This window comes from Enterococcus sp. E5-162 (genome assembly GCF_035725965.1).
In the GTDB taxonomy this organism is placed as follows: Bacteria; Bacillota; Bacilli; order Lactobacillales; family Enterococcaceae; genus Enterococcus_B; species Enterococcus_B lactis.
This window is the reverse complement of sequence record NZ_JAPRFV010000001.1, coordinates 154,703-179,336: the sequence shown is the minus strand read 5'-3', so window position 1 is coordinate 179,336 and position 24,634 is coordinate 154,703. Positions and strand designations below refer to the sequence as shown.

The 24,634-nt window shown below is 35.4% G+C and carries 25 protein-coding genes and 3 pseudogenes; 13 read left to right on the top strand and 15 right to left on the bottom strand.

What is annotated here, in order from left to right:
• Positions 1 to 97: 97 nt before the first annotated feature.
• Positions 98 to 936, bottom strand: a pseudogene (locus tag OZZ83_RS00845) (lysostaphin resistance A-like protein).
• A gap of 184 nt (positions 937 to 1,120) precedes the next feature.
• Between OZZ83_RS00845 and OZZ83_RS00840 the strand changes: the two are divergent.
• Positions 1,121 to 2,008, top strand: coding sequence for a peptidylprolyl isomerase (locus OZZ83_RS00840; protein ID WP_002306584.1), 888 nt, complete (start codon positions 1,121 to 1,123; stop codon positions 2,006 to 2,008).
• A gap of 289 nt (positions 2,009 to 2,297) precedes the next feature.
• Here OZZ83_RS00840 and OZZ83_RS00835 read toward each other — a convergent pair whose 3' ends face one another.
• On the bottom strand, positions 2,298 to 3,083 hold the full coding sequence (locus OZZ83_RS00835; RefSeq protein ID WP_278023339.1) for a glycerophosphodiester phosphodiesterase: 786 nt from the start codon (positions 3,081 to 3,083) through the stop codon (positions 2,298 to 2,300).
• A gap of 610 nt (positions 3,084 to 3,693) precedes the next feature.
• Here OZZ83_RS00835 and OZZ83_RS00830 point away from each other — a divergent pair.
• Both OZZ83_RS00830 and OZZ83_RS00825 read left to right on the top strand, forming a co-directional pair.
• Complete coding sequence (locus OZZ83_RS00830) at positions 3,694 to 3,909, top strand: DUF378 domain-containing protein (protein WP_002293281.1); 216 nt, start codon at positions 3,694 to 3,696, stop codon at positions 3,907 to 3,909.
• 137 nt (positions 3,910 to 4,046) lie between these two features.
• On the top strand, positions 4,047 to 4,532 hold the full coding sequence (locus OZZ83_RS00825) for a hypothetical protein (RefSeq protein ID WP_002306582.1): 486 nt from the start codon (positions 4,047 to 4,049) through the stop codon (positions 4,530 to 4,532).
• Between the two features lie 80 nt (positions 4,533 to 4,612).
• Here the strand turns inward: OZZ83_RS00825 and OZZ83_RS00820 are convergent, their stop codons facing one another.
• Positions 4,613 to 5,251, bottom strand: a complete 639-nt coding sequence (locus tag OZZ83_RS00820; RefSeq protein WP_002291921.1) for a hypothetical protein — start codon at positions 5,249 to 5,251, stop codon at positions 4,613 to 4,615.
• Between the two features lie 191 nt (positions 5,252 to 5,442).
• On the opposite strand from OZZ83_RS00820, the gene OZZ83_RS00815 reads away from it, so the two are divergent.
• From OZZ83_RS00815 to OZZ83_RS00795, 5 genes and pseudogenes are all read left to right on the top strand, one after another.
• A complete protein-coding gene (locus tag OZZ83_RS00815) occupies positions 5,443 to 5,856 on the top strand; it encodes an Hsp20/alpha crystallin family protein (RefSeq protein WP_002291922.1) in 414 nt (137 codons plus the stop codon).
• 181 nt (positions 5,857 to 6,037) lie between these two features.
• Positions 6,038 to 6,298: a hypothetical protein gene (locus tag OZZ83_RS00810; protein WP_033606565.1), complete on the top strand. Its 261-nt coding sequence runs from the start codon at positions 6,038 to 6,040 to the stop codon at positions 6,296 to 6,298.
• Between the two features lie 159 nt (positions 6,299 to 6,457).
• A pseudogene (locus OZZ83_RS00805) lies at positions 6,458 to 6,693 on the top strand (hypothetical protein).
• Positions 6,694 to 7,085: 392 nt separating this feature from the next.
• Positions 7,086 to 7,877, top strand: a complete 792-nt coding sequence (locus tag OZZ83_RS00800; RefSeq protein WP_002291925.1) for a TraX family protein — start codon at positions 7,086 to 7,088, stop codon at positions 7,875 to 7,877.
• A 109-nt stretch (positions 7,878 to 7,986) separates the two neighbouring features.
• Positions 7,987 to 8,379 (top strand): VOC family protein, encoded by a 393-nt coding sequence (locus OZZ83_RS00795; RefSeq protein ID WP_002291926.1) that lies wholly within the window; start codon positions 7,987 to 7,989, stop codon positions 8,377 to 8,379.
• A gap of 80 nt (positions 8,380 to 8,459) precedes the next feature.
• Here OZZ83_RS00795 and OZZ83_RS00790 read toward each other — a convergent pair whose 3' ends face one another.
• The 5 genes and pseudogenes from OZZ83_RS00790 to OZZ83_RS00770 all read right to left on the bottom strand — a co-directional run bounded on the left by OZZ83_RS00790 (position 8,460) and on the right by OZZ83_RS00770 (position 11,312).
• On the bottom strand, positions 8,460 to 9,383 hold the full coding sequence (locus OZZ83_RS00790) for an NAD-dependent epimerase/dehydratase family protein (protein ID WP_002291928.1): 924 nt from the start codon (positions 9,381 to 9,383) through the stop codon (positions 8,460 to 8,462).
• Positions 9,384 to 10,060, bottom strand: a pseudogene (locus tag OZZ83_RS00785) (type 1 glutamine amidotransferase domain-containing protein).
• Positions 10,038 to 10,391, bottom strand: coding sequence for an ArsR/SmtB family transcription factor (locus OZZ83_RS00780; RefSeq protein WP_002306577.1), 354 nt, complete (start codon positions 10,389 to 10,391; stop codon positions 10,038 to 10,040). Before OZZ83_RS00780 ends, OZZ83_RS00785 begins: the two are co-directional and overlap by 23 nt.
• A gap of 287 nt (positions 10,392 to 10,678) precedes the next feature.
• Positions 10,679 to 10,876 carry a cold-shock protein gene (locus OZZ83_RS00775; RefSeq protein WP_002291933.1) on the bottom strand — a complete coding sequence of 66 codons (198 nt, stop codon included), beginning with the start codon at positions 10,874 to 10,876 and terminating at the stop codon, positions 10,679 to 10,681.
• 292 nt (positions 10,877 to 11,168) lie between these two features.
• On the bottom strand, positions 11,169 to 11,312 hold the full coding sequence (locus tag OZZ83_RS00770) for a hypothetical protein (RefSeq protein WP_002291935.1): 144 nt from the start codon (positions 11,310 to 11,312) through the stop codon (positions 11,169 to 11,171).
• A gap of 86 nt (positions 11,313 to 11,398) precedes the next feature.
• Between OZZ83_RS00770 and OZZ83_RS00765 the strand changes: the two genes are divergently transcribed.
• Complete coding sequence (locus OZZ83_RS00765; RefSeq protein WP_002306574.1) at positions 11,399 to 11,653, top strand: hypothetical protein; 255 nt, start codon at positions 11,399 to 11,401, stop codon at positions 11,651 to 11,653.
• A gap of 330 nt (positions 11,654 to 11,983) precedes the next feature.
• The gene (locus OZZ83_RS00760; protein ID WP_002313710.1) at positions 11,984 to 12,286 is read left to right on the top strand and encodes a hypothetical protein; all 303 of its coding nucleotides are present in this window, start codon (positions 11,984 to 11,986) and stop codon (positions 12,284 to 12,286) included.
• 180 nt (positions 12,287 to 12,466) lie between these two features.
• On the opposite strand, the gene OZZ83_RS00755 is transcribed toward OZZ83_RS00760, so the two are convergent.
• Positions 12,467 to 12,727 (bottom strand): hypothetical protein, encoded by a 261-nt coding sequence (locus tag OZZ83_RS00755; protein ID WP_002329257.1) that lies wholly within the window; start codon positions 12,725 to 12,727, stop codon positions 12,467 to 12,469.
• A gap of 881 nt (positions 12,728 to 13,608) precedes the next feature.
• The gene (gene lepA / locus OZZ83_RS00750) at positions 13,609 to 15,444 is read right to left on the bottom strand and encodes a translation elongation factor 4 (protein ID WP_002291945.1); all 1,836 of its coding nucleotides are present in this window, start codon (positions 15,442 to 15,444) and stop codon (positions 13,609 to 13,611) included.
• A gap of 146 nt (positions 15,445 to 15,590) precedes the next feature.
• Here lepA and OZZ83_RS00745 point away from each other — a divergent pair, with 146 nt between their 5' ends.
• Genes OZZ83_RS00745 through OZZ83_RS00735 form a run of 3 tightly spaced genes read left to right on the top strand, consistent with a single transcriptional unit; the run spans position 15,591 to position 17,989 of the window.
• Positions 15,591 to 16,811 (top strand): GNAT family N-acetyltransferase, encoded by a 1,221-nt coding sequence (locus tag OZZ83_RS00745; protein WP_002291948.1) that lies wholly within the window; start codon positions 15,591 to 15,593, stop codon positions 16,809 to 16,811.
• Positions 16,812 to 16,830: 19 nt separating this feature from the next.
• Complete coding sequence (locus tag OZZ83_RS00740) at positions 16,831 to 17,325, top strand: nucleoside 2-deoxyribosyltransferase (protein WP_002291949.1); 495 nt, start codon at positions 16,831 to 16,833, stop codon at positions 17,323 to 17,325.
• Positions 17,303 to 17,989: a hypothetical protein gene (locus OZZ83_RS00735; protein WP_002316308.1), complete on the top strand. Its 687-nt coding sequence runs from the start codon at positions 17,303 to 17,305 to the stop codon at positions 17,987 to 17,989. The genes OZZ83_RS00740 and OZZ83_RS00735 overlap by 23 nt, the downstream gene beginning before the upstream one ends.
• Before the next feature lie 148 nt (positions 17,990 to 18,137).
• Here OZZ83_RS00735 and clpB read toward each other — a convergent pair whose 3' ends face one another.
• The 5 genes from clpB to pepT all read right to left on the bottom strand — a co-directional run bounded on the left by clpB (position 18,138) and on the right by pepT (position 24,632).
• Positions 18,138 to 20,747 carry an ATP-dependent chaperone ClpB gene (gene clpB / locus OZZ83_RS00730; RefSeq protein ID WP_002291951.1) on the bottom strand — a complete coding sequence of 870 codons (2,610 nt, stop codon included), beginning with the start codon at positions 20,745 to 20,747 and terminating at the stop codon, positions 18,138 to 18,140.
• 249 nt (positions 20,748 to 20,996) lie between these two features.
• Positions 20,997 to 22,043: a lysylphosphatidylglycerol synthase transmembrane domain-containing protein gene (locus tag OZZ83_RS00725; RefSeq protein ID WP_002306568.1), complete on the bottom strand. Its 1,047-nt coding sequence runs from the start codon at positions 22,041 to 22,043 to the stop codon at positions 20,997 to 20,999.
• A gap of 10 nt (positions 22,044 to 22,053) precedes the next feature.
• The gene (locus OZZ83_RS00720; protein WP_002306567.1) at positions 22,054 to 22,326 is read right to left on the bottom strand and encodes a DUF1294 domain-containing protein; all 273 of its coding nucleotides are present in this window, start codon (positions 22,324 to 22,326) and stop codon (positions 22,054 to 22,056) included.
• Between the two features lie 34 nt (positions 22,327 to 22,360).
• Positions 22,361 to 23,269: a diacylglycerol/lipid kinase family protein gene (locus tag OZZ83_RS00715; RefSeq protein ID WP_278023302.1), complete on the bottom strand. Its 909-nt coding sequence runs from the start codon at positions 23,267 to 23,269 to the stop codon at positions 22,361 to 22,363.
• Positions 23,270 to 23,399: 130 nt separating this feature from the next.
• Entirely contained in the window at positions 23,400 to 24,632 is a 1,233-nt protein-coding gene (gene pepT, locus OZZ83_RS00710) for a peptidase T (protein ID WP_002291957.1), read from the bottom strand.
• Positions 24,633 to 24,634 lie beyond the last annotated feature (2 nt).

Here is a 24,634-nt window from a genome sequence, read left to right as displayed (position 1 = left end):
AGATGTCGTGTATTCGTTTGAATCTGTTTACTTTTTCGTTTAATCAATGAAAGACTTAAAAAAGCAAGACCGATATCAGCCTTGCTTTCTTCATCTTTTATTGATAAACAGCAGTATGTTTCTTCATTCGCTTTGTTTTATATGCATAGAGTAACAAACCAACAATCAAGACTAACAAGAATAATGTAGTCGATATAGACGCTTCAGCCCCAAAGTTTCCCCCAGTAATTATTGTGTTTTGCGATTGGACCAGAGTGGAGAAAAAACCTTGTTCTTACGTTCCGCTGACTGGTATACCTAAAATAACTCCTTGTGTCCAATTCCAAGTAATGTGAGCACCGATGGCCGTAAATAAACTTTCTGTACTGTAGATAAGTGCACTGAAAAAGCAACCTGCTAAAAAGATATTGAAAACTGCCAGAAATGTCATGTTAGGATTCAATCCGTGCAAAAGAGCAAATAATGCAGCAGATCCAATCATTGCTATTAACGGACCAAATCTAAGCAGCTGGTGCTGAAAAAAGCCACGGAATAAAAGCTCTTCGGATACCCCACTGCAATAAATAAAATAAAACTCGTGATCAGCGGCACAATATTTGCGTTTCCTGAATCTAACCGATACGCCCCTATCAAATATAATGGACTAGTAATAAGCAGAAACACTCCAATTCCACCAACGAGACCTCCCACTAAATACCCCCAGTCTTTTCCTCGTCCAGAAATACCATAATCTTCCACTTTTTTCCCTTCTATCTTACTAGCAAGAAATAAAGCTAGTAAAAAAACAACTAAATGTCCAACCGTACCAGCAATTGCTCCAATCCATTCACTGTCTCCAAGAAACATATCCGCAAGTGCATTATTGACAAGAATTCCTAAAACAAAACCAACTAAGACTATTAAAACAGAGCCAATCAATCGAATAATCCTGATCATCTTTCATCCCTCCTTTATATTAAGTGTAATAACCCTTTTCTTTCTTGTCTCGTGAAAACTATGTAAATGTTCTCCATCATAGAGAGAATAGATTTTTACGAACTAAGAATGTCTACAGAAACCTTACGAAAATGAAAGACTGTCTGCCTGGTTCTTCTGTTAGACTGTCTTTAATAAGGAAAGGATGGGAAATTTTTTGAAAAAACAACTACTGATTATGTGCCTTTCAGGATTTGCTATTTTACTATTCTCAGGTTGTAGCAAGTCCAATGAAACAATTGCAACGTTTAAAGGTGGAACACTTACAGTTCAGGATTTTTATGATAACCCAAAAGTTAAATCAAACAATCAAACACTATTAAGAAAAATGATCGTCTTCAAAGCGTTTGATGATGTATACGGAAAAGAGATTTCTTCAAAGGAAGTAACAAAAGAATATAATGAGCAAATCAAAAAACTTGGTCCAAACTACAAGGAACAATTAAAAGCAGTTGGCCAAACGGAAGAGACATATAAGAAACTTTTGAAACAGATGCTGGCTTTCCAGTACGGTTTGAAAGCCAATGTAAAATTAACAGATAAAGATCTAGACACTGCTTGGAAAGAATTCCATCCAGAAGTTAGTACACAGATCATCCCATTTTCGACTAAAGAAGAAGCAGATAATGCAAAAAAAGAAGTAAATGAAGGGGAAAATTTCTCCAAGCTTGTTCAAGCTTATGGAAAAAATAAAACACTAAAGGAAACTGATGGAAAAATGAAATTTGATTCAACCAATCCAGGGATTCCTACTGAAGTAAAAAAAGCAGCATTTCAATTAAACAACGGGGAAGTTTCTGATATCATTCCTGTAACAGATCCAACGACTTATCAGCAAAGCTATTATCTAGTAAAAATGGTAAAAAAACAGGATAAAGGTGCCAATAAAGATAAATACAAATCAGAGCTAGAAAAAATCGCCACGGAAACAAAAACCCTTGATACGGAATTCATGGATAAAACAATCCATAAAGTGATGAAAAAAGACAATGTAACTATTAAAGATCCTTATGTAAAAAATATATTCAAATAAACAAGTTTGACCCGATTGGGGATGTGGCAAGCAAGTTTCGGAAATTACTTCTTATTTCTTAAAGATGAACACTTCTGCCACGACCTCATGCGGGTTATTTTTTTCCATACCAAAACAAGTTCCATACCAAAACAAGTAACTGAATTTATCACAATCATATCAATATAAAATAAAAAAGAAGTTTTTTTATTTATGAACATGCTATATAAAAAAAACTAAGTCAACTTGACGACCTAGGTTCAAAAATGGATATAAAGATGAATAATTACATAAAATGAATATATTATGTTTATAAATCACTAGGATTGATTTCATCCGTTTCTACGATTGGAACGGATGATTTTTTTAACACTTCAAATCGTTTAACGTCATTTACCCCATACACTTGATACTCGATTCCAGATTTATTTAGTTTATTGATTGTTTCTTCTGTAGCAGCATCATTAGATACTGAGAGCAACGCTTTTTTATAACTTTTTACTTGTTCAATCTCATCTTCAAGTTTATTTTTTTGGTCATATAACCAAGATACTGTGCAGTCAGGATGATTCTTTACGACTTCGTCTCGGATCTTTTTATCCGTCAGTACAAAAAATGAACGTTCATACACACTATTTTGTTTTAGCGTGTTTACGATGTCATTAACAAAATGTTCATCCTGCCAGTTTCCTTTTGAACCATCCACGTTGACAATCAAGTTATTTTTTTTGATTTCCTTTACGGCTTCTTCAAAAGTAGGTATCTTAACTTTTTTATTTACGTATTCTGGATAGTTTTTCGTATCTAAATTAAACTTCTTTAGTTGTTTGATCGTGTATGTCTCTGGTTTCCCCGTTCCATCTGTTGTTCGATCCAATGTGTCATCATGCATCAAAAAATTCACGCCGTCTCTACTTGTCCGAACATCAATCTCGACTGCTTGGTAGCCTAATATTTTTGCTTGATGGATACTCTCCACCGTATTCTCAGGCGCAATAATGTGTGCGCCACGATGAGCCACTAAGTAAGTACCTTCATGTTCCAACCAATTATTTGCTAATGAAACACATCCTGTTAATAAAATAGTGAATAGCATTACTATTCCAATCTTTTTTTTCACTTGCCAAATCACCTCAAAAACAAGTATAGCAAACTTAAACCTGTTTAAAAAGTTATTTTAAAACGAGCTAAAAATATCCCTTATGGACTTTTTCTTCTTGTTCTGTTATACTAAAGAAACACGAAAGATATTTTTATGCGACACTTTTCATTTGTTTTTATGAAATTTATTCAAAACTGGCGTAACTTCAGAGTTACAAGGATGTATTAGAGGTTAGGGAATACATCGTTTAAATGAGAAATAAGTAATAGTTAGTAATAGTCACCGAAACTTTAAATTAATGAATATTGAATCGTCAGATAGCCTTCTCGAGTTTTCGAGAAGGCTATCGTTTATTTTATGGATAAGTGAGTCCGCAAGTCATTCCTCATCCCTCATCGGAGCTCATCAAGTATTTCTGACTGTCAATGTTGAAAATCAGACGTTTTGTAAGTCTATTTCTTTTTTTGATTGAAGGCATTATCTGCGATACCTTTACTTGTTTTTCCTCTTTTTGCATCATTTGCTAAAATCCCTGAGCGTTATATAAGCAACGTTTCTCTTTTTGATATATAATTATTTTATCATTTAAGAAAGGAGAATTCTAATGAAAACTTTAGATGCTATTGCATTAACTTTATTGATTGTGGGAGGGCTGAACTGGTTGTTGGTAGGCTTGTTCGAATTTGATTTAGTAGCTATGATTGCTGGTGGTTCAACAACTATTTTTGCGAAGATCATTTATATCATCGTAGGTATTTGTGCGATTTACTGCTTGAAATTTTTCCCTATGATTACTAGAAAAGTTGATGAAAGATATTAGAAAGCTATAATTATTAAAAAAGCAATTATCTTCATGAACCTTCCCATTAGTGGGAAGGTTTTTTTATTTGAAGTCATCTGATTCCACATGGAAAGTGGTATACTGAATCAAGATAATCTATTTTAGGAGGTACCATCATGAATAAAGGGATTTACGTAGGATTGTTAGGGGTTGTACTACTTTTTTCAGCCTGTGGAAATGCTACAAAGAATTCTATCAATGAATCTTCACTAACCAATTCAACACCTGTGGTCGGTTCAACTAAAAGTACTTCTACTGCTTCCATTACTAATACTTCTACTAATAATGTAGATTCTCAATATAGCCAATCAAGCATTCAGTCGTCTACCATTTCTTCAACATCTGAAATGCAAGAAAGAACTGAACCTTCTCTTCCATTGGAAAACTCTGATGAAGCACTTCTATTTCTTATTGCCCATCGTTCCGAATTACAAAGTGAAGATATCGTTACTAGCTTTTATCAAAAAATCGATCAAGATTATTTGTTCACGACTTCTAGCAAGCAGACTCGTGCCCAAGGAGGATCAGGAAGTGTCGGTTTCTATCGAGTTTCCCCCGATGGAGTGATCTTGATTACTGATGCGTACGGCACACCGTTTTGATGATATAGAAAATTTCACATTTCTGTCTGTTCATTGTGTGTTTTAACGCTATTTTATTTTGAAAAACGCGAACGAGTATCTCAATCGTTCGCGTTTTCTATTTCAAAATTCTCTGGTACGTCCCATTTATTCGCCACCATTTTTTTGTCAGATGCAGTCATACGATATAAGTGACCATTTGCGTCAACTACATAGTTTGCTACAGCTACTTCTTCCATAAAAATATCTACTTCTACTTCTCTAACTTGATTGATACGAACGTCAAACCAATAATGGTTAGCGCTTACAATAGTTGGATCTTCTAACTTCAAATGATAGTATGCCCACTTCTCTACTTGCTCTCTTGTTAAATTTGTGGTATCTACTTCGCTTTTTGTCAGTTGTGTAATAAAATTAGTCGCCGGATGGTTTTCTAAATCCAATTTTTCTACATTTGGGTAAAAGAATTTGCTTATTATAAAAAATGACACGATGATGATTCCTGCTATACAACATGTGTAATAGACGATTTTTCTTCTACGGGTTTTACGTATCGTTTTTATTTGGTAATTTCGCGCTTCTCGATCTCGCCATTTTCGTTGCTGCAAAGCTGTTTTTTCTTTTTCTAAAAGATAGCCGAGTTCACGTTTCTTTTGTGGATTGCTTGTCCTAGCGATTTCTAATTCTAAATGATAGATTCTGCTTTCTTCTCGCCAATAGGGATTTGTGGTTTTTGCCATATTTTCTCCTCTCTAAATTATTTTCTTACTATTATTCTAGCAAACCCTTTCTCAAATTAGAAAGATAACCTTTGTAATTCACTAGATGAAACATTCACAAAGACAATCGTTATACTTGAATTTTTTTCAAAATAGAGTTATTACATAAATAGGGATAAATAAAAAATACTCTATTGAAAGGATGATCAAAAATGGCAAATGTACCTAGCATTCGCGACATGTTCCCTGATTTCAATGATGTGTTTAGTCCAGCGTTCAATGATTTTTTAGGTGTTTCAAGTTATCCAAAAGTAGATTTAGTTGAAAACGAAAAAGAATACAAACTAACAGCTGATATGCCTGGCTGTGACAAAGAAGACACGACAGTTGAATATTCAGACAATACTTTGACGATCTCCGCCAACCACGAGTCCCATACGGAAGATAAAGAAAATGGCAACTATGTACGGAAAGAAAGACATTCGGTCTCTTACAAACGTTCATTCTATCTTCCTGATGTTGATGAAGAAAAAATCACCGGAACCTTTAAAAATGGTGTACTGAAATTAGCATTACCTAAAACGGCGCATCATCCAAAAGAAACGAAAAAAATTGAGTTAAACTAAGAACTTTCGCCTCTCAATAAATGAGAGGCGATATTTTTATTTTTGATAAGAACAAGTGATTTCTAATTGAAATTTATAGTTATTCAGAACTAATTCAATAATCCTAATTAAAATTTCAAACGATACAAAAAAATATTTTGTTTTGGCGATAAAGATGGTATGATCTCTCTTGGTAAAAAATATGGGAGTTGATCATTTGATTGTCTTAAGTAAACTTTTATTTTGGATACCATTCATCATAATGACCAGTATTTTCTTTTACTTATTCAAAAAACCGAACAAATACTTACTTTTATCTGCTTGTCCGATGATTTATTTTATCCATAAAATCAGAGGCTTTTATTATTATGACTCTGGTATTTCATTGTTTTACTACGAAATCGGTTTATTAGCTTCGGCCATCTTTTTCATTTGTGTGTTAGGATATTTCAGAAAAAAATAAGCTTCCAGTCAAAATTGGCTGGAAGTTTTTTATTTTGGCGTAGAACTTTTCATTTGATATTCATACAAGTTGATCCATTTTTCTATTATTAAGTACATACCATTGTTACTCTTTGAATGTGAGGGATAAAGAATAAAAGGAGCTGGTATTTTGTTAGCTATGAGTAAAGCTTTATTTTTACTTCCCTGCACATTCATGTTTATTGTTTTATGTTACTTCAAAAGGGGGGAAAATGGTGCTGGATCTATGTTTTGCTGTTTCTTCCCTTTTTTCCGCTTATTTATTTTCTGGAAGAAATTTAGGATGACATGGCATGTGATTCTGCTTTTCTTTTTAGTCATTCCTTGGGGCTTATGCTCTCACTTATGTTCTTTGCCATTGTGCTATTTTTTTGAATAAAAAATAATGTATAAACACGTTTGTCCCAACTAATTTATCTTGTAACTTGATTTTTTGCATTAAAACCAAATAAAAAGATAAAAAAGTGCGGTATTTCGCACATTTTTATTATAGATAAACGTTTAGACAAATTGGATTACTTTTAGGTTCGTGATACATTGGCATAGAAATTATTTGCAAATTATAAGTTTACATCATTTAATTATAGTTACATACTATTTTCCCCCCTCATTCTCTGATATTCCAAAGATAATTTCTACTTTGTTTTGATTTTTGCAGTGATTCACATGACAAAAATGTTCGACTTTTCGATTGTATTTCTTACTTCAATTCATTAATAATGTGATTGTCACTTGTTTCATTTATTTAATCATTAGGAGGGGAAAATTTGAATACTGTTCGTTTGAAAAGAGGACTTTCTACCTTTGACTTGAAAATTTTAGGGATTACATTGATGTTTGTCGATCACATTCATCAAATGTTTTATCCGTTTGGTGTCCCCGACTGGCTGGATTGGTTTGGTAGACCAGTTGCTACTTTGTTCTTTTTTATAAGCGTTGTAGGCTTCTCACATACACATGATAAAAAGAAATATATGCAGCGACTTTATCTCTCAATGGTTCTTATGGCCTTTTTTACTTATTTTTTAGGTAATATCGTTCATTATGATGAAGTAGTATTAATGAATAACATTTTCAGAGATCTGTTTATTGGTACGGTCATGATGTATGCAATCGATCTTTTCACTGAGGGAAAAAATACAGGAAGTTGGAAAAAGATTGTTACAAGTATTCTCTTATTCATTTTACCAATCTTGCTCTCATTATTTATCCCGTTGTTATTTTCTAGTCCTGTTATCCTTCAAAACAAAGTTGTTTTTATGCTGATTACATCATTTTTACCTGCACTGCTTTTGGCAGAAAATAGTTTTATGGTTCTTTTGATTCCTTTGCTTTATTTAGCAAGAAATCATCGTAACATTCAATGTGTCATCATTTCGATTGTTGCTGGAATATTCTTCTTTTTAGGTACGACCCAGTGGATAATGATCTTTTCAATCATCCCAATCTTGCTATATAACGGACAAAAAGGAAAAGGAATAAAATATTTCTTTTATATTTTTTATCCGGCACATATTGCCCTATTATATTTGCTGTCTGCCTTTTTATATAAATACTAGACTGATGAATGACCATTTCGATTCAGTTCCTGTCTTTAGTCTTTTTTACCCATTCCATGTTACAATCGCTTTGCAATCGATCTCAAAAAAGGAAGCAGGAGGGAAAAAGATGAAGCAACTATTACCGTTTTTGACATATAATGGTCAAGCAGAAGAAGCAATCAATTGGTATCACAAAGCTTTTCCTAACTCCCAAATCACTAAGTTGAATCGGTATGGGGATGCGAGCAAAGAGGAATCGGATCTTATCCTTGAAGGTGAACTTAAGTTAGGCAATCAAGTAATTGGATTTTTGGATATGTCAAAAGATTTCCCTGCGCCTGTCTCCACCTGGGCATCTACCATTTTGATTGAAGTAGATAATCAGGAAGAATTTGATCAGGCATTTAATACATTAAAAGATAGCGGAACCGTAATGATGCATGAAAAAAATTACGAAAAGTATACGGAAGTTTGCTGGGTGACTGACAAGTTTGGCTTTACTTGGCAACTGTTATTCTAGTCATGAGATAAAACGAAAAAGCGATAGTTGACTTTCCATATTTAGTGGATGGCAACTATCGCTTTTTCTCTCGAGTAGCATTACTTTTCTAATTTGAATAATTCGTCTAACGCATTGGAGAATGTTGTTATTTCAAAATCTGGAAATTTCTTTTTAAATTTATCAGAATTAAACTTGTTATCATAATGATATCTAGGTAGTAACTCTTTTAGCTCTTGCATATTTTTATTGAATATAGAACCAAGATCAAACATCCATTGTTTGATCACTTTATATTTTACCGGTTTGCACAACTTTTCTTCCATCAACTTTATCATCTCTTCATATGTTCGACTTACATCACAAGGTAGATGCCAAGTTTGGTTATAAGTGTCAGGATGATTTGCTAAAAGTGCCATGGCTTTACTAGCATCAGGTGTCCAAATCAAGGTCCTTAAAGTTTGATCAGAAATTGGTACCAAAGCAGTCTTATCGTCTTTCACTCGGTTAAACAATAAACTGTTTGTAATACTTTGCGTCTTATTAGGTCCATAAAATTCAGGAGCGCGACAAATCATCACATCGATGTCAGGATTCTCCATTTCAGTCACTAGCCGATCTGCCATTTTAGCTCGAACAGTGGATTTGATACCATCATAAATAAATTTGCTATCCTCAAATTGTTCCGTGTCATTTTTTTCGTACATATAAGTGTTATCGAAAAAAACTAATTTCGCCTTTGTTTCTTTACAAGCCTGTATGACATTTTCTAACATGATTTCAAATTTTGTTTTCCACTGTTCGGAGTCCATCGGTAATCCTGCAGCAAAATAAACAATCTCACTTCCTGCTACAGCACGAATAGTTGCCTCACGATCTAAAATATCCGCTGAGATTAGTTCGTCTGTATCGTTGATTGATTTCGGATTTCGACTAACTAAGCGCAACTGTTTCCCGTACGTTTGATTGAGTTCTTTTGCTAATTCGTATCCAATTTGGCCATTACTACCAATAACTGTTTGCATTTAGATAACCTCCTTGATGAATGTTCGTGCTAGTTCTCTTGTTGAATACGGGTTTTGTCCAGTAATCAGATGTCCATCCTTTACCACATGACTCTTAAAGAAACGCTTCTTGATAAAATGTCCTTTTCTCTTTACAGTCATCTCTTCATTATCAAAAGGAACTACTTTGCTTTTCATCGCTAATCGTTCCTCCGTTTTAGTAAAACCAGTCAATTTTTTTTTGCTATTAAATAGTCATTATTAGCAAGTCTGATATTCAATAAACCTGCTATACCGTGGCACACAGATAATACATAGCCATTTGATTCATAAATATCACTCGCTATTTTTTGTAATGCGTTATTTTCTGGAAAATCCCACATCACACCATGTCCTCCGGTAAAGTAAATAGCAATATAATCTTCACTCTTTACGTTTGCAGGAGACAACGTATTCCTCAAACCTTTTTCAATAAATGTTGCATTAGAATAAATGTCCATAACATCAGAATCTAGATTTTTCATACTTCTAGGATCAATCGGCACATAGCCACCTAACGGACTAACAAAATCAGCTTCAAACTGATATTTATAGATTTCTGCTAAAAATTCTACTGTTTCTCCTAGCCAAAGCCCAGTAGCTTTATTTGTTCCTTTATATTGATTGACGTTTGTTTCAACGATCAGAATTTTCTTCACTGTCTTTTAGCTCCTCTATTTCAGTTATTACATCATTCAAAAAATCTCTTAATTTGTATATATTTTTATTTTCGTGTTTTAGATAGTAAAAATTTTTAGTTCCTTCTTCTCTGACCTCTAATAAATCGGCGTCTTTTAAAATTTTCAAGTGGTGTGATACTGCTGGTCTTGATAAACCTGTATCGTCAGTTAGTTCTCCTACTTGCAAACCATGACAGCTTTTTTCATTTAATAGTCTAATCAAGATCAATTGTCTTTTTGTGTCACCTAACGCTGCTAAAAAACCACTCAATGATTCTAGTTCTGTTTTTAAACGATCATGTCTAATCATTGTAGCTCACCTCTTTGGTTTATATGTTTAAACCATTAAACCATATTTGGTAAAATATGTAAATTCCTTTGCTCAGAAAAGTATCTTCTTTATGATTTGACGGTTTCAGAAAAAAATATCAAAGCAAGTAAAAACTGAGTAACAGAAAATAAACAAACTAAATCAAACAATAGTGTTAAACTTAATCAATGAACGAAAAAAATCCCTCACCTAATATTACAGTGAAGGATTTTTTCTACCAACATAAACAAAAAAACCACCTCATATGAGGCGGTTAACATTCAACATTATTTTACGATATTTACTGCTTGAAGACCGCGTTGACCTTCTTCAATATCATAAGTAACTGCTTGGCCTTCATCTAAAGACTTAAAGCCTTCTCCTTGGATTGCTGAAAAATGAGCGAATACGTCATTTCCATCTTCACCAGTGATGAAACCAAAACCTTTATCTGAGTTAAACCATTTTACTGTACCTTTATTCATATATATTTCCTCCTGATACGTATATAATACGTGTTTTATTGCAATTAATATTACTTGGTAAAAGGAGTTTTTATAGTGTGAATATATCGCTCAGATTACGTTTCAAATTAGATTACTTATTTACTGTAACACGGATATAATACTAACACAAGGATAATCACTCGATATAAGGTTTAAAAGATGTAAAATTTCAGAAAAATCACAACAATTGTTTAATGAACGAGTATGATCTCCGATTAAAAATCTCATATCTATCTACTTTCTTTTTGTTCTTCGTTAACTACTTACTTTTTCAACCTGAATGATGGCCGGCAATACAATTGCTCGCAATTTTATCCACTGCTTCTGTAGGAACACCGTATTTTTTAAACTTTGCTTTTATTTCAGTTAGTTCCGGTTTTCTGACTTTTTCCATTCTGGTGTGTTTGTAGTCCATTCGGAACTATTATCCTTAATATTTGGTTATTAGTTGATAAAGTGCTATTATCCTAATTGACATAAGACGATATGGGAGATGATACGGTGGTCACATTTAGCATGCTTTTATTTTGGATTCCAGTCTGTATTGGTATCAGCTCTTTTTTTTACTTCACTAAACGTTCTAGAAAAACAGTTATATTAATGCTTTCTTTTCTTCCTACAGCAATTTTTATCATAAAAATAGTGAAATATACATTTTATCAATCGCTTTCAGCATTATTTTTTTACGTAGTTGGGTTGTTTTTATCACTTATTCTTTTCATCATTGTTTTGCGATATCTTTATAAGAATGATTAATTATTATACATCGAAATGATTCTTGTTATCCTTAATGCTATTTTTTTAGATTTCAATTTTTTATAAATATTTTAGGTCTTGCTCTTATCTTATTTTCTAGCAATATTATAAAATTGATTGGTAACTTTCTAAAAGACGATCACTAGTTGATTGTCTTTTTTTCTGAATGTCTATGTAACTAAAAAATAAAAAAGAAGCTGTTTATCTTTTCACCTAGCGATAGTCGCTAAACTTTCCTTACCTTATTTTCTCTTCAGCAAAAAAATGGATAGAAACAAAAGTATCATGTATAATTAAATTAAAATTAAAATAATTAGAGAAGGTGAAATTATGGATGAATTCCAAATGATAAAAAGTACTCTTATGTCTATAAAAGAATATGTATCGATGATAAGTAGCTTTCCTAATGAAAGTGATAGAAACAGTGTAATAAGACAGTTTAATATTCAGTTTATAGGAAAAGAATGTAAAAAAGTTATTTCTATAGAGATTGCTAATTATTTAAAATTAGAAAATAGTATATTTAACAAATATATTCAAGAAATTGCCAAAGAACTCCACATCAAATTAGAAGGACTTCATAAGGTAAATTCTGCTACTTCGGAAGCTGATGCGTATTATATCTATCTTTGACAATAAGTAATTGATGTGTTTTAAATATGCGTAACTCCGATGTTTATAAATTAATAGACAGCAACGGAAATAGTAAAAACATACTAGGAAACAAGGATGTGAATTTCAACTCTTCATAATTGTTCTTACTATTTTTCAACCGTTGCTGTCTATCGCATTTCATCATTCTTTCAATCCGAATTAATTAGGGTACTTTATCGGCATATCTAGTATTAAACCGTCTATACCATGACTACTAGCGTAACATCTGTCTTTTTTTTCATTCCGCTCCCTCCCATTGACGAGCATCATTTTATATAGAAATCCAAGCTTACGAATAACCTCACTTGCAATAGCAACACCCTGACTTGCCACTTTATATACTTCTTCTGTAGAAACTCCGTATTCTTTTTCAAATGTTGCCTTCAGTACGTTCGATTCTTGTTTACTCGATTTATTCATTGCCGTTTTTCCAATTCTCATTAATCAATAACATTTTAAGTCGATTTTCTGAACTTATGTATCAATGATCATATAGCTTGAAACCGTTCTTATTATACTGTAGTAATCTACGTATCTAAGCAACCCTTCATTTTTGTATAAGTCTTTTATTACCGATCCCCCCTTCAATCTCATTTTTTTCTCATAATCAATGAATAATGATAAGATAAATATATTGCAAAAGAGAAAAAATAAAGGGGATATAACTTTGTTATTTATTAGTAAAATTTTATTCTGGGTTACTTGTGCATATAAAATTATTGTTCTACATTGTTTAAAAACATGGCGTAAAAAAGATTGTTTACTGATCGTCTCATCCCTCCCATTTATCTATTTCATGATTCAGATTTGGGATGATTCAGATACTGATCCCCTTTTTTTATCCAATTATTTAGTTGGTTTAGTATTTTCGATAGTATTTTTTATTTGCATACTAATTTATCTGAATACAAAAAATTAAGTTTTCCAGCTCTTAGGGCTGGCTTTTTTTGTTTCTAGTCTATTTTTTCTGAAAAAGTTACTTGAATAAATACACTTTTTGAAAGATTATAGCCAAACTATTTTTTAAAACAGCTAAGAATTTTGCGCTAACTTAAGCGACATCACTCAGTTTATACATGGATTCTTTTGACTAATCCAAAGTTGTTTCCGACTAATCCTCTGATTCCATGGCATCCAAAACATGATTAGATGGACACCTATTCTCATATTACAAATAAAATGAGAATTGAAATGGTAGATATCATGGAGAATTTTACCAACAAAAAAACCACCGGTGACATTCCGGTGGCAAACCCATGTAAATATGGTATTTTTTTCAGTATTGTCAAATAGACCTCTTACTACTTCTTACTTTCTTCTTCGTCCATTTTCAGAACGGCCATGAAGGCTTCTTGCGGAACTTCGACGGAGCCGATTTGTTTCATCCGCTTCTTCCCTTCTTTTTGTTTCTCTAAGAGTTTACGTTTACGAGAAACATCTCCACCATAACATTTAGCCAAGACGTTTTTACGCAAGGCCTTGATGTCTGAACGGGCAACGATTTTTTGTCCAATAGCTGCTTGGATTGGCACCTCAAATTGTTGGCGTGGGATTAGTTTTTTCAGTTTTTCAACGATTGCTTTTCCACGTTCATAGGCAAAGTCTCGGTGAACGATAAAGCTTAATGCATCGACTTTTTCTCCATTCAGCAAGATGTCCATCTTCACTAACTTGCTTTTTTGATAACCAGACATTTCATAATCCAATGAGGCATAGCCTTTTGTACTTGATTTCAATTTGTCAAAAAAGTCAAAGACGATTTCAGAAAGCGGAATATTATAGACGACATTTACTCGGTAATCGTCTAAATAATCCATCGTAATGAATTCTCCACGTTTTCGTTGAGAAAGTTCCATGACTGCACCGACAAAATCATTGGGCACCATAATCTGTGCTTTGACAAATGGTTCTTCTACATCTTGGATCGTTACAGGTTCAGGAAAATCTGCCGGGTTATCAACTGTAGCAGTCGTACCATCTGTTTTATTAACATGGTAAATAACGGATGGTGCAGTCGTAATCAATTCTAGATTGAATTCTCGTTCCAAACGTTCTTGGACGACATCCATATGAAGAAGTCCTAAGAACCCGCAGCGGAACCCAAATCCCAATGCTTGAGAAGTTTCTGGTTCGAATTGTAAAGCAGCATCGTTCAATTGCAGTTTTTCTAAAGCTTCCCGCAAATCGTTGTAACGAGAAGTATCAATTGGATAAAGACCACAATAAACCATCGGATTCATTTTTCGGTAACCTGGTAAAGCTTCAGCGGCAGGATTGTCTGCTAATGTTACTGTATCCCCTACTCGAGTATCTTGGACAGTTTTGATACTTGCTGTGATATAACCAACATCACCGACCATCAAAAAGTCTCTAGCAACTGCTTTTGGCGAGAAGACCCCGACTTCTGTAACATCAAATGTTTTGCCATTACTCATCAGTTTGATTTTATCTCCGGGTTTGACCATACCGTCCGTGATCCGGACATTTAGAACAACACCGCGGTAACTATCATAAATAGAATCAAAGATCAAAGCTTTTAGCGGTGCATCTAAGTCTCCACTTGGTGCTGGAACATATTCCACGATCTGCTCGAGAATATCTTCAATTCCAATCCCTGCTTTTGCACTAGCTAATACAGCTTCACTAGCATCGATTCCGATTACGTCTTCGATTTCTTGACGGACACGTTCGGGATCTGCTGCGGGTAGGTCGATTTTATTGATGACTGGCAGGATCTCCAAATCATTGTCTAACGCTAAATAAACATTGGCCAATGTTTGTGCTTCGATTCCTTGGGCTGCATCAACCACTAAAACGGCGCCTTCACAGGCAGCAAGGCTTCGAGAGACTTCATAGGTGAAGTCGACGTGCCCTGGAGTGTCGATCAAGTGAAAGATATATGTTTCTCCGTTTTTCGCTGTGTAATTGAGTTCTACAGCATTTAATTTAATCGTGATTCCACGTTCACGTTCCAAATCCATCGAGTCTAACAGCTGATCTTGCATTTCGCGAGACGTCACAGTGTGCGTCATTTCTAAAATACGATCGGCCAATGTAGATTTTCCATGGTCGATATGAGCAATGATCGAAAAATTACGAATCTGCTCTTGGCGTTCTTTCATTTTCTTTATATCCATAGCGTCTCCTCTTTTCATATAATCAGCACTTTCCATTATACCAACGAAAAGCAGTAATTTAAAGACTTTTTAATTAGTCAGCTTTAGAAGTTTTTTTGGTAGAATTTTGCTATACTGTTATCAAGCTAATAAATGGAGATGAAAAAATGGATCAAAAAGATTTTAGAGAAAATCTTGAATTAAAACCAGTCACTCAAGAACATATCGATCAGTTCAACGAATTACTTTCCTATGTGTTCCAAGTGACTGAAGCAGATATCGAGGAAAGCGGGTTTGAGAATAAACGAGCTTTTATCCGTTCCAAAAGACCGATTTTAGAAGTATCAAAAGTGTTCGGGTGGTTTCATGAAAACAAACTAATCTCTCAAATCGCTATCTATCCTTGTGAAGTCAATATTCACGGTGCACGTTATAAAATGGGAGGCGTGACTGGAGTTGGAACTTATCCAGAATATGCGAACCACGGATTGATGCAAGATTTAATCATCGTTGCATTGGATAATATGCGCAAGAACAAGCAATGGATCTCTTATTTGTATCCTTACAGTATCCCCTATTATCGGCGCAAAGGATGGGAGATTATGTCTGATAAACTTTCCTTTAAAATCAGAGATACACAGCTACCTAAACAAGTCCCAGTAAGTGGGATGGTTGAACGATTACCAGTTGATCATCCAGATGTATTTGCCGTTTATGACAAATTTGCCCAACGAAACCATGGTGCTTTATTCCGCAGTAATTTTCATTGGGAAGAATATTGGCGTTTCGAAAATGAAGATGAGCGCACAGCCGCTGTCTACTACGATAGCAATCATGAACCAAGAGGTGTTCTATTCTACTGGGTAGCTGAAGAAATATTTCACGTAAAAGAAATGTTCTATCTTGATCAAGAAGCTCGAAATGGCTTATGGAACTTTATTTCCGCACATTTTTCCATGATTTACTGGGTACATGGAGATATTTACAAAAATGAACCCTTAGCTTTTTTGATTGAAGACAGTCAGATCAAAGAGCAGATCGAACCATATTTTATGGCTCGGATCGTTGATGTAAAAGAATTCCTACAACATTTTCCGTTTGTTGGAACAGCTGATGCTTTTCATTTCATCATTGAAGATCCTGTCGCTCCTTGGAATAATGGCATCTTCGCCTTAACATGGGATGAACAAGGACAAGTCCGTGTCTTGAATGAACCTATAGGAAAACCTGTTCGATTGAATATCCAAACATTGACATGCTTGATGATGAATTATCGACGTGCTTCTTATTTGGCAAGAATCGAACGGTTAGAAACAGATGAAGAAACACTGAAGTCACTAGAGCGTATTATTCCAAATATGGAAGCTTACTTTAGCGATTATTTTTAATAAAAAGGATGATGTTTAGATGAAAATTTATTTTGCCGCACCAATGTTTGCTAAAAGTGATTTGTTATATAACGAGCAGATAGTTAAAGAAGTCAGAGCGATCTCTTCTAAACTTTCAATTTATCTTCCTCAAGAAAATGAAGCAATCAATGACAAAACTGCTTATGCAGACAGTCGGATGATTGCTCTTGCAGATACAGAAAAAGTGCTGGAAAGCGATTTGATGATCGCTTTATTAGATGGATTGACGATTGATGCTGGCGTAGCATCAGAAATCGGTGTGGCTTATGCGAAAGGTATCCCAGTGATTGGCTTGTATACTGATACCCGGCAGCAAGGCGGAGCCCACCCGAAAAAAATCGCTGCGCTACAGGAAACAGCTGAGAATCAATTTCACTATCTGAACTTATATACAGTAGGACTGATCAAATTGAACGGAAAAGTGGTTTCTTCAGAGACTGAGTTGCTTTCAGAAGTAAAAAGATTTTTAGATGGAGGGACTTTCAGTGATTAAAGAAATCAAAAAGGTTCAAATAGCTTTACTTGCTTTTGGTGTATTCGTTGTCTGTTATAATTTTTATGAATTTATCACCCAAAAGTATTCGACTTCTCAAGGAATCACATTTATCGTGGAATCTTTATTAGGGATTGCATTGATTTTCATGCCACAAGTCATTTTGACAGTTTTCAAACTTAAAATTCCAGCAGCAATCGTTTTGTTTTACTGGTTTTTCTTATTTATCTCTGTCTTTTTAGGTACAGGGATGCATTTGATTAGTATCATCTCTTTTTGGGACAAAATCTTACATGCAGTGAGTCCAATGGTTCTGACAGCTCTTGGCTATGGATTGATTGGTTACTTGATGAAAGATGCGGAGATATCAAAAACCAGTCCTTGGTTGTTCCTCTTATTCGGCTTTGCGTTTGCTGGACTTTGCGGCGTGTTTTGGGAGTTCTGGGAATTCTTATGCGACCAGTTCTTAGGCATGAATCTTCAACGTTTTGCTGCTTCTGATGGCACACTGTTTGTTGGACGAGCAGCATTGATGGATACGATGGGCGACTTGCTGACAAATACGATAGGTGCTGCCTTGATGGGATTGTTTGCTTGGTCTCAAAGTAAAAAAGATGAGCGTTACTTTGAAAGTTATAAATTAGAAAAAGTGAAAAATACTTAATAACAAAGGTCGTGACAGAAGTGGACAGCTCAAAAAATTTCGGCTTATATCCGAAAAAGCTACTTCTGGAACACTGTTTATTTGAAAAAAAGGAGGTCTGACAGTAGTTGTGTCAGACCCCTTTTTCTTTTATAGTCTCAATGGAAGATTAGACGATTTCTTCTAGCTCTTCTGTTTTGAAATGAAGTTGTCCATCAAGTAAAGTAATCGTTACTTTTGATTTAGGCATAACATGCCCTGCAACGATTTCTTTAGCTAATGGTGTTTCTACTTCCTTAGTGATAAATCGTTTCAATGGTCTGGCACCATATGCTGGTTCATAAGCATTTTCAGCGATCCACGTTTTGGCTTCATCACTGATTGTTAGTAGGATTTCTTGATGTTCCAGACGTTGTGCCAATTGCGCCACCATTTTGTCAACGATTCCTTTCACGTTGTCTAGGCTCAATGGTGTAAATAAAATCGTGTCGTCGATTCGGTTCAAGAATTCTGGTTTGAAGTTTCCACGTAATAGCGTGTTGACTTGTTCAGCCACTGCTTCTGGAATCGTTCCATCAGCAGTCACACCTTCCAACAGTAACTGTGAACCGATATTGCTAGTCATGATCAGAACCGTATTTTTGAAATCAACTACTCGCCCTTTTGAATCGGTTAGGCGTCCGTCATCTAGGACTTGTAACAAGATATTGAAGACATCGGGATGCGCTTTTTCGATTTCATCCAACAAGACGATTGTATAAGGATTTCGTCTGACAGCTTCCGTTAATTGTCCACCTTCTTCGTAACCTACATAGCCTGGAGGAGCTCCGACTAGACGAGACACAGCATGTTTTTCCATATATTCACTCATATCGATCCGTACCATATGATCTTCTGAGTCAAACAAGTTCTCAGCTAAAGCTTTCGCTAATTCGGTTTTTCCGACACCAGTTGGTCCTAGGAAAAGGAAAGAACCTAGAGGACGATTTGGGTCTTGCAATCCAGCCCGTGAACGAATCACCGCGTCACTCACCGCATCAACTGCTTCATCTTGACCAATCACTCGTTTGTGAAGCGTTTCATTCAATTTAATCAGTTTTTCTCGTTCGCCTTCTACAAGTTTCGTTACGGGGATACCCGTTAATCTGCCAACGACTTGAGCAATTTCATTTTCGGTAACGGACTCTTGAACCATCTTGATCTCGCTGTCTTTTGCTTTGGTTTCTAGTTCCTTCAATTCTTTTTCTAATTGAGGTATCGTACCATGGCGCAATACAGCAGCGCGTTCCAGATCATAGTTATTTTCTGCATCTTCTAATTCGTGTTTTGCTTTATCGATTTCAGCACGTTTTGCTGAAACAGAATTGACCTCTTCTTTTTCTGTTTCCCACTGCATCTTCATTGCATTTGCTTCTTCACGAAGTTCAGCTAATTCTTCTTGCAAATTTTTCAGTCGTTTTTTACTTGCATCATCTGATTCTTTTTTCAGTGCAGCTTCTTCGATTTCCAACTGCATCAAACGTCTGGTCACTTGATCTAATTCCGTTGGCATAGAGTTCATTTCTACCCGAATCGTTGCACTGGCTTCATCGATCAAATCGATTGCTTTGTCTGGTAAGAATCGATCAGTAATATAACGGTCAGATAAAGTAGCTGCTGCGACCAGTGCGTTGTCATGGATGTTAACACCATGGTGGATCTCAAAACGTTCTTTTAATCCACGCAGAATACTGATCGTATCTTCCACTGTTGGTTCTTTGACTAATACCTTTTGAAAGCGACGTTCCAACGCTTTGTCTTTTTCCATATATTGACGGTATTCATCTAAAGTTGTGGCACCGATCAAATGTAATTCACCGCGAGCAAGCATTGGTTTCAACAGATTTCCGGCATCCATACTTCCTTCTGTTTTTCCTGCTCCTACGATATTGTGAATTTCATCAATGAACAAGAGGATCCGCCCATCACTTTTTTTGACTTCTTTCAAGACCGCTTTTAGTCTTTCTTCAAATTCACCGCGGAATTTTGCTCCAGCGATCAATGCACCCATATCTAATGAAAAAATCGTTTTATCTTTTAAATTTTCAGGCACATCTTTGCGTACGATACGTTGAGCAAGTCCTTCAACGATCGCCGTTTTACCTACACCTGGTTCTCCTATCAGAACAGGATTATTTTTTGTTTTTCGTGAAAGAATACGGATGACATCACGGATTTCTTCATCACGACCGATGATTGGATCCATTTTTCCACTTTTGACTTGCTGTACTAAATCAACGCCGTATTTTTCTAATGCTTTGTATTGTTCTTCTTGGTTTTGCGAGGTCACCCTTTCTCCTCCTCTCATCTCTTCGATGTTTTTACGCAATTCTTTTTCAGATAATCCGTTTTTATTCAAATAAACAGTTAACGGATAATTTTTTAATTTCATCAACGCTAAAATAACGACTTCCGTTGAAAGAAACTCGTCGCCGAAGCTTTCACGTATTTGGTCTGCTTCATTCAATAATCGAAAGAAATTCTGGCTGAGGTTTTGTCCATATTGGACGTTTCCACCAGAAACAACTGGATACTCATCCAGTAGACGATCGATTTCATGTTCAAAAGATTCGACATCCAATCCGGCATCCGTATAGAAATTTCGACCAAAATGATTAGGTTGTAAAAAGATTTTCCATACATGGGCAATGTCGATATCTTGGTGTTTTCGAGTGACCGCAATCTGTTGAGCTTCAGCAATCGCTTCTTGAAGCGTCGTAGTCATTTTCTCAATATTCATACAGGTATACCTCCTAATTAAAGGTAAGATCACTTATTTCTTTGATCTTTACACAAACTATTATATCTCTTTGGTCAATTTTGGTCAAAATATACACATGTTTTTTTGACTTTTTTTCTCGTCTTATATAAATCTTAAAAAAACAAAATTGATTGTATACATACAAAAAAAGAGCAAAACAAACGTAAAATTATCTTACCCATAACGTTTTTCTTTGATTTGATAAAAAGGGTAGATCTTATAAAAGACCTACCCTTGATTTTCTTTATTCTCTTTTTTTACTTCTATTATTTCTTCTTTGATCACTCTTCGCCGTTCAGCAATCACATACACAAATCCATAGAGAAATGGCAAGATAAAGGAACTGAAACGATACAACAAAAGTGAAGAAACTGCGTCAACTGTTCCGACAACTGGTCTAAACAATAACAAGTAGACAAATTCAAAGGAGCCAATACCAGCTGGCGTAGGAATAACCCCTGAAAGCACTACTGCAAAGCTGATAAACGAAATGGTCAGTAGAAAATCTATTTTAGGATGGTTTTCAATCAGAATCAAATAGGGAAGTACATACCAAAATACAAGTTTCAACATATTCCATAGATAAATACGCAATAGCGCAGTCCTGTCTTGGATAATGGTTTGGACCGTTTCCCTTAAAGAGTAGATCTGCTGATTACATGTATCCACCCATTTTCGCAAACGCTCACTCTTAAATAACTTATTCGATAAGCTGACAAAAAATATTTGGACATTCAGACTGATGGACATTACCAATAAAAAGGCAACAATCACGATCGTCAAAAGAATTCCAGCAATAATAAACCAGATCATTGACGGACTATTAGAATAAAAAAGAGAGAATTGGATGAGCAAGCCAGCTAACGCATAGGTAATCACTGCAAGTTTGTACATGATCATATGGAGTGCTGTCACTCCTGCTCCCTGAGACAGTTTCATTCCTTTTTTATTATAAAAATAAATTTCCGAGATCAATGTTCCTGTACCAAACGAAACGATTCGGTAAAACGCAATATAGCTAGAGGTCAAGAATCCATCTTTCGTTGTAAAATTCGGCGCGAAAGGTTCAGCAATTTCTTTGATTGAGCGCCCTTCAGCGATTTGGTAAACTGTCCCTAATATAACAGTGGCTGCCAAAACGACAACACTGGTAGACATTAATTCGGCAAAGATATCTGCAAATGATTGATTGATTAAATAATAAATAATAGCAAAAATCGCAATCAGCAAAAGCAGATTCAGAATGATTTTAATTTTCGTTCCTTTAGATGACATCTCCTGCTCCTTAATGGAAAAAATAAATGAGAATCAAATCAACAAGCACACCCGCAGTGAATCCTACGGTAAACTTTTTTTTCCTTGTTTTATGATGAAAAACTTTCCGAGAAATCAATCCTCCCAAACCACCGCCTAACAGACTGACAAATATCAAGTTATTTTCAGGTACACGCCAGCCGCCATTTCGAGCCTGATGTTTATCATATCCCATCAGACAAAATAAATAAAAATTTACAATGAATAGATAAAACCACAAAGGATTGTGCAACAATACATCCATTATTCTTCTTCCAACTTTCTATTAACTACTATTTCTAAGCTTGTTCTTCTTTTTTTGGTGAATAAACTGCTAATCCTTTTGATACAACAGATAATTCAACTGGAAGATCATCTGTCGTGTCTCCATCTGTCCGAGTGCCAACAGATTTTTCCTTTGCTTTGATTTTCATGCGTTTGGCTGTGAAATAAGTGATGCCAGGTATCGTATAGAATTTTCCTCTCATGATTCTAGGCAAATAAAAAATAAATCGGAAAATATCTAAGGAAGGTACGATCGTTACATGGAATTTTCCATCATCTGGGGTCGCTGAATCGTCGAAATTTATAAAGCCGCCCACGGAGTTAGACATCGTGACTGTCAATAACTGAGATTTTCCTTTCCAATGCTCCTCGTCTGTTTCTAAATCCAAATGATATTTTTTCTTCTTCAGCAATAACTTAAAGAATTTCTTGATAAAAATCCACGAGCCATAACGCTGTTTTTCTTCTTGACTGATCCAAACTGCTGTATCGGCTAAGATACCGATTGTCAGTGTAGAGATAATGACTGCATCATTGACTTGGCCATAGTCTATTTTTCGGACATTTCCTTCTAGAATCACGTCAGCAGCCTCTTCTTTCTTCAATGGAATCTCAAGGACACGTGCGAGATTATTGACTGTTCCACCTGGAAGTAATCCGATATGATACTGAGATAACGTTTGCTGGAACGCTTGGACGATATGATGGATCGTTCCGTCCCCTCCTATGATCACTAAAGTATCGGCTCCTATAGCTTCTGCTTTCTTGACTAAATCCGCATGGTCAATCGACGGGCCAGTTTCAGCTAAATCTACAAATAATTCTGGTTGCTTTTCTTTTACATAATCTTGAAACCAGCGTGCTAATTTCTCCCCCTCATCTTTCCCTGAACTTTTGTTATAAAAAACTAGCAGCTTTTTCATTCTTTACCTCCTATTTACTCTTCAAAAAAGAGGGCGGGACAATCCATTCCATTGTCCTGCCCTTTAGCCTTAGACAGATGACATTCCATCATCGGACGAACGCCTTGTCATAAGCTGTTCTTTTTCGATTTTAACTCTTTGTGTTCAATTCTGCAATTTTAACAATCACATCTGTTGCTTTTTCCATTACTTGTAAAGAAACAAATTCGAATCGACCGTGCATATTTTCTCCTCCGGCAAATAGATTTGGCGTCGGAATACCCATGTAAGAGATTTTTGAACCATCTGTTCCTCCGCGGACTGGTTCGATCACTGGAGAGATCCCAAGCTCGATCATTGCTTGTTTCGCTAATTCCACGATGCTCATATCTTTTTCGATGATTTCTTTCATGTTGTAATATTGATCATACATATCTACTTTGATTCGTTCTTGATCAAATCGTTGATTCAATTCTTCTTGGATATGTGTGATTTGTGCTTTGCGTGCTTCGAATTTTTCACGATCATGATCGCGAATGATATAACTCATAGAAGCTTCTTCAGGATTCCCATTCAATGCCATCAAATGGAAGAAACCTTCGTATCCTTCTGTTTTTTCTGGAACTTCATCGGCTGGAAGCTGATTATGAAAATCAATGGCCAGCTGTAAAGCATTGATCATCGTATCTTTTGCCGTCCCTGGATGTACATTTTTCCCTTGGATCGTGATATTTGCTTGAGCAGCGCTGAATGTTTCATACTGCAATTCACCTAAAGGACCGCCGTCGACTGTATAAGCAAAATCCACATTGAATTGCTCAACATCGAATTTATCCGCTCCGACACCGATTTCTTCATCAGGTCCAAAAGCTACTTTGATGGTACCATGAGGGATAGAAGGATTATTGATCAAGATCTCCATTGCAGTCATGATTTCCGCAATCCCTGATTTGTCATCTGCTCCCAGTAAAGTACTGCCATCTGTAGTGATCAACGTGTGGCCTTCATAATTTTTCAAATTTGGGAAATCTTTTGTATTCAACGTGTAACGTTCTTCCGCATCTAGTACGATCGTAGACTCTCCATCATAGTTTTCAATGATTTGTGGATTGACTCCTACTGCATTAAAGTCTGCTGTATCCATGTGGGAAATAAATCCAATGGAACGCACTTCATGATCGACATTGCTTGGTAATGTTCCCATAACGAATCCATTGTCTTCATTATAGAAAACATCTGATAAACCTAACTCTTCTAATTCTTTTTTCAATTCTTGTGCAAAAGCAACTTGTGTCTGAGTCGATGGGGTCGTTTTGCTTGTTGCATCGGAGCGTGTTTCTGTTTTGACATACCGTAAAAAACGTGGCAAAAGATTTTCGTACATAG

What these genes read in the sequence shown, in the direction of transcription:
- OZZ83_RS00840 (WP_002306584.1), top strand. Translation starts at nt 1,121, where the DNA reads ATGGGAAATTTTTTGAAAAAACAACTACTGATTATGTGCCTTTCAGGA.
- OZZ83_RS00835 (WP_278023339.1), bottom strand. Translation starts at nt 3,083, where the DNA reads ATGCTATTCACTATTTTATTAACAGGATGTGTTTCATTAGCAAATAAT.
- OZZ83_RS00830 (WP_002293281.1), top strand. Translation starts at nt 3,694, where the DNA reads ATGAAAACTTTAGATGCTATTGCATTAACTTTATTGATTGTGGGAGGG.
- OZZ83_RS00825 (WP_002306582.1), top strand. Translation starts at nt 4,047, where the DNA reads ATGAATAAAGGGATTTACGTAGGATTGTTAGGGGTTGTACTACTTTTT.
- OZZ83_RS00820 (WP_002291921.1), bottom strand. Translation starts at nt 5,251, where the DNA reads ATGGCAAAAACCACAAATCCCTATTGGCGAGAAGAAAGCAGAATCTAT.
- OZZ83_RS00815 (WP_002291922.1), top strand. Translation starts at nt 5,443, where the DNA reads ATGGCAAATGTACCTAGCATTCGCGACATGTTCCCTGATTTCAATGAT.
- OZZ83_RS00810 (WP_033606565.1), top strand. Translation starts at nt 6,038, where the DNA reads ATGGGAGTTGATCATTTGATTGTCTTAAGTAAACTTTTATTTTGGATA.
- OZZ83_RS00795 (WP_002291926.1), top strand. Translation starts at nt 7,987, where the DNA reads ATGAAGCAACTATTACCGTTTTTGACATATAATGGTCAAGCAGAAGAA.
- OZZ83_RS00790 (WP_002291928.1), bottom strand. Translation starts at nt 9,383, where the DNA reads ATGCAAACAGTTATTGGTAGTAATGGCCAAATTGGATACGAATTAGCA.
- OZZ83_RS00780 (WP_002306577.1), bottom strand. Translation starts at nt 10,391, where the DNA reads ATGATTAGACATGATCGTTTAAAAACAGAACTAGAATCATTGAGTGGT.
- OZZ83_RS00775 (WP_002291933.1), bottom strand. Translation starts at nt 10,876, where the DNA reads ATGAATAAAGGTACAGTAAAATGGTTTAACTCAGATAAAGGTTTTGGT.
- OZZ83_RS00770 (WP_002291935.1), bottom strand. Translation starts at nt 11,312, where the DNA reads ATGGACTACAAACACACCAGAATGGAAAAAGTCAGAAAACCGGAACTA.
- OZZ83_RS00760 (WP_002313710.1), top strand. Translation starts at nt 11,984, where the DNA reads ATGGATGAATTCCAAATGATAAAAAGTACTCTTATGTCTATAAAAGAA.
- OZZ83_RS00755 (WP_002329257.1), bottom strand. Translation starts at nt 12,727, where the DNA reads ATGAATAAATCGAGTAAACAAGAATCGAACGTACTGAAGGCAACATTT.
- lepA (WP_002291945.1), bottom strand. Translation starts at nt 15,444, where the DNA reads ATGGATATAAAGAAAATGAAAGAACGCCAAGAGCAGATTCGTAATTTT.
- OZZ83_RS00745 (WP_002291948.1), top strand. Translation starts at nt 15,591, where the DNA reads ATGGATCAAAAAGATTTTAGAGAAAATCTTGAATTAAAACCAGTCACT.
- OZZ83_RS00740 (WP_002291949.1), top strand. Translation starts at nt 16,831, where the DNA reads ATGAAAATTTATTTTGCCGCACCAATGTTTGCTAAAAGTGATTTGTTA.
- OZZ83_RS00735 (WP_002316308.1), top strand. Translation starts at nt 17,303, where the DNA reads ATGGAGGGACTTTCAGTGATTAAAGAAATCAAAAAGGTTCAAATAGCT.
- clpB (WP_002291951.1), bottom strand. Translation starts at nt 20,747, where the DNA reads ATGAATATTGAGAAAATGACTACGACGCTTCAAGAAGCGATTGCTGAA.
- OZZ83_RS00725 (WP_002306568.1), bottom strand. Translation starts at nt 22,043, where the DNA reads ATGTCATCTAAAGGAACGAAAATTAAAATCATTCTGAATCTGCTTTTG.
- OZZ83_RS00720 (WP_002306567.1), bottom strand. Translation starts at nt 22,326, where the DNA reads ATGGATGTATTGTTGCACAATCCTTTGTGGTTTTATCTATTCATTGTA.
- OZZ83_RS00715 (WP_278023302.1), bottom strand. Translation starts at nt 23,269, where the DNA reads ATGAAAAAGCTGCTAGTTTTTTATAACAAAAGTTCAGGGAAAGATGAG.
- pepT (WP_002291957.1), bottom strand. Translation starts at nt 24,632, where the DNA reads ATGTACGAAAATCTTTTGCCACGTTTTTTACGGTATGTCAAAACAGAA.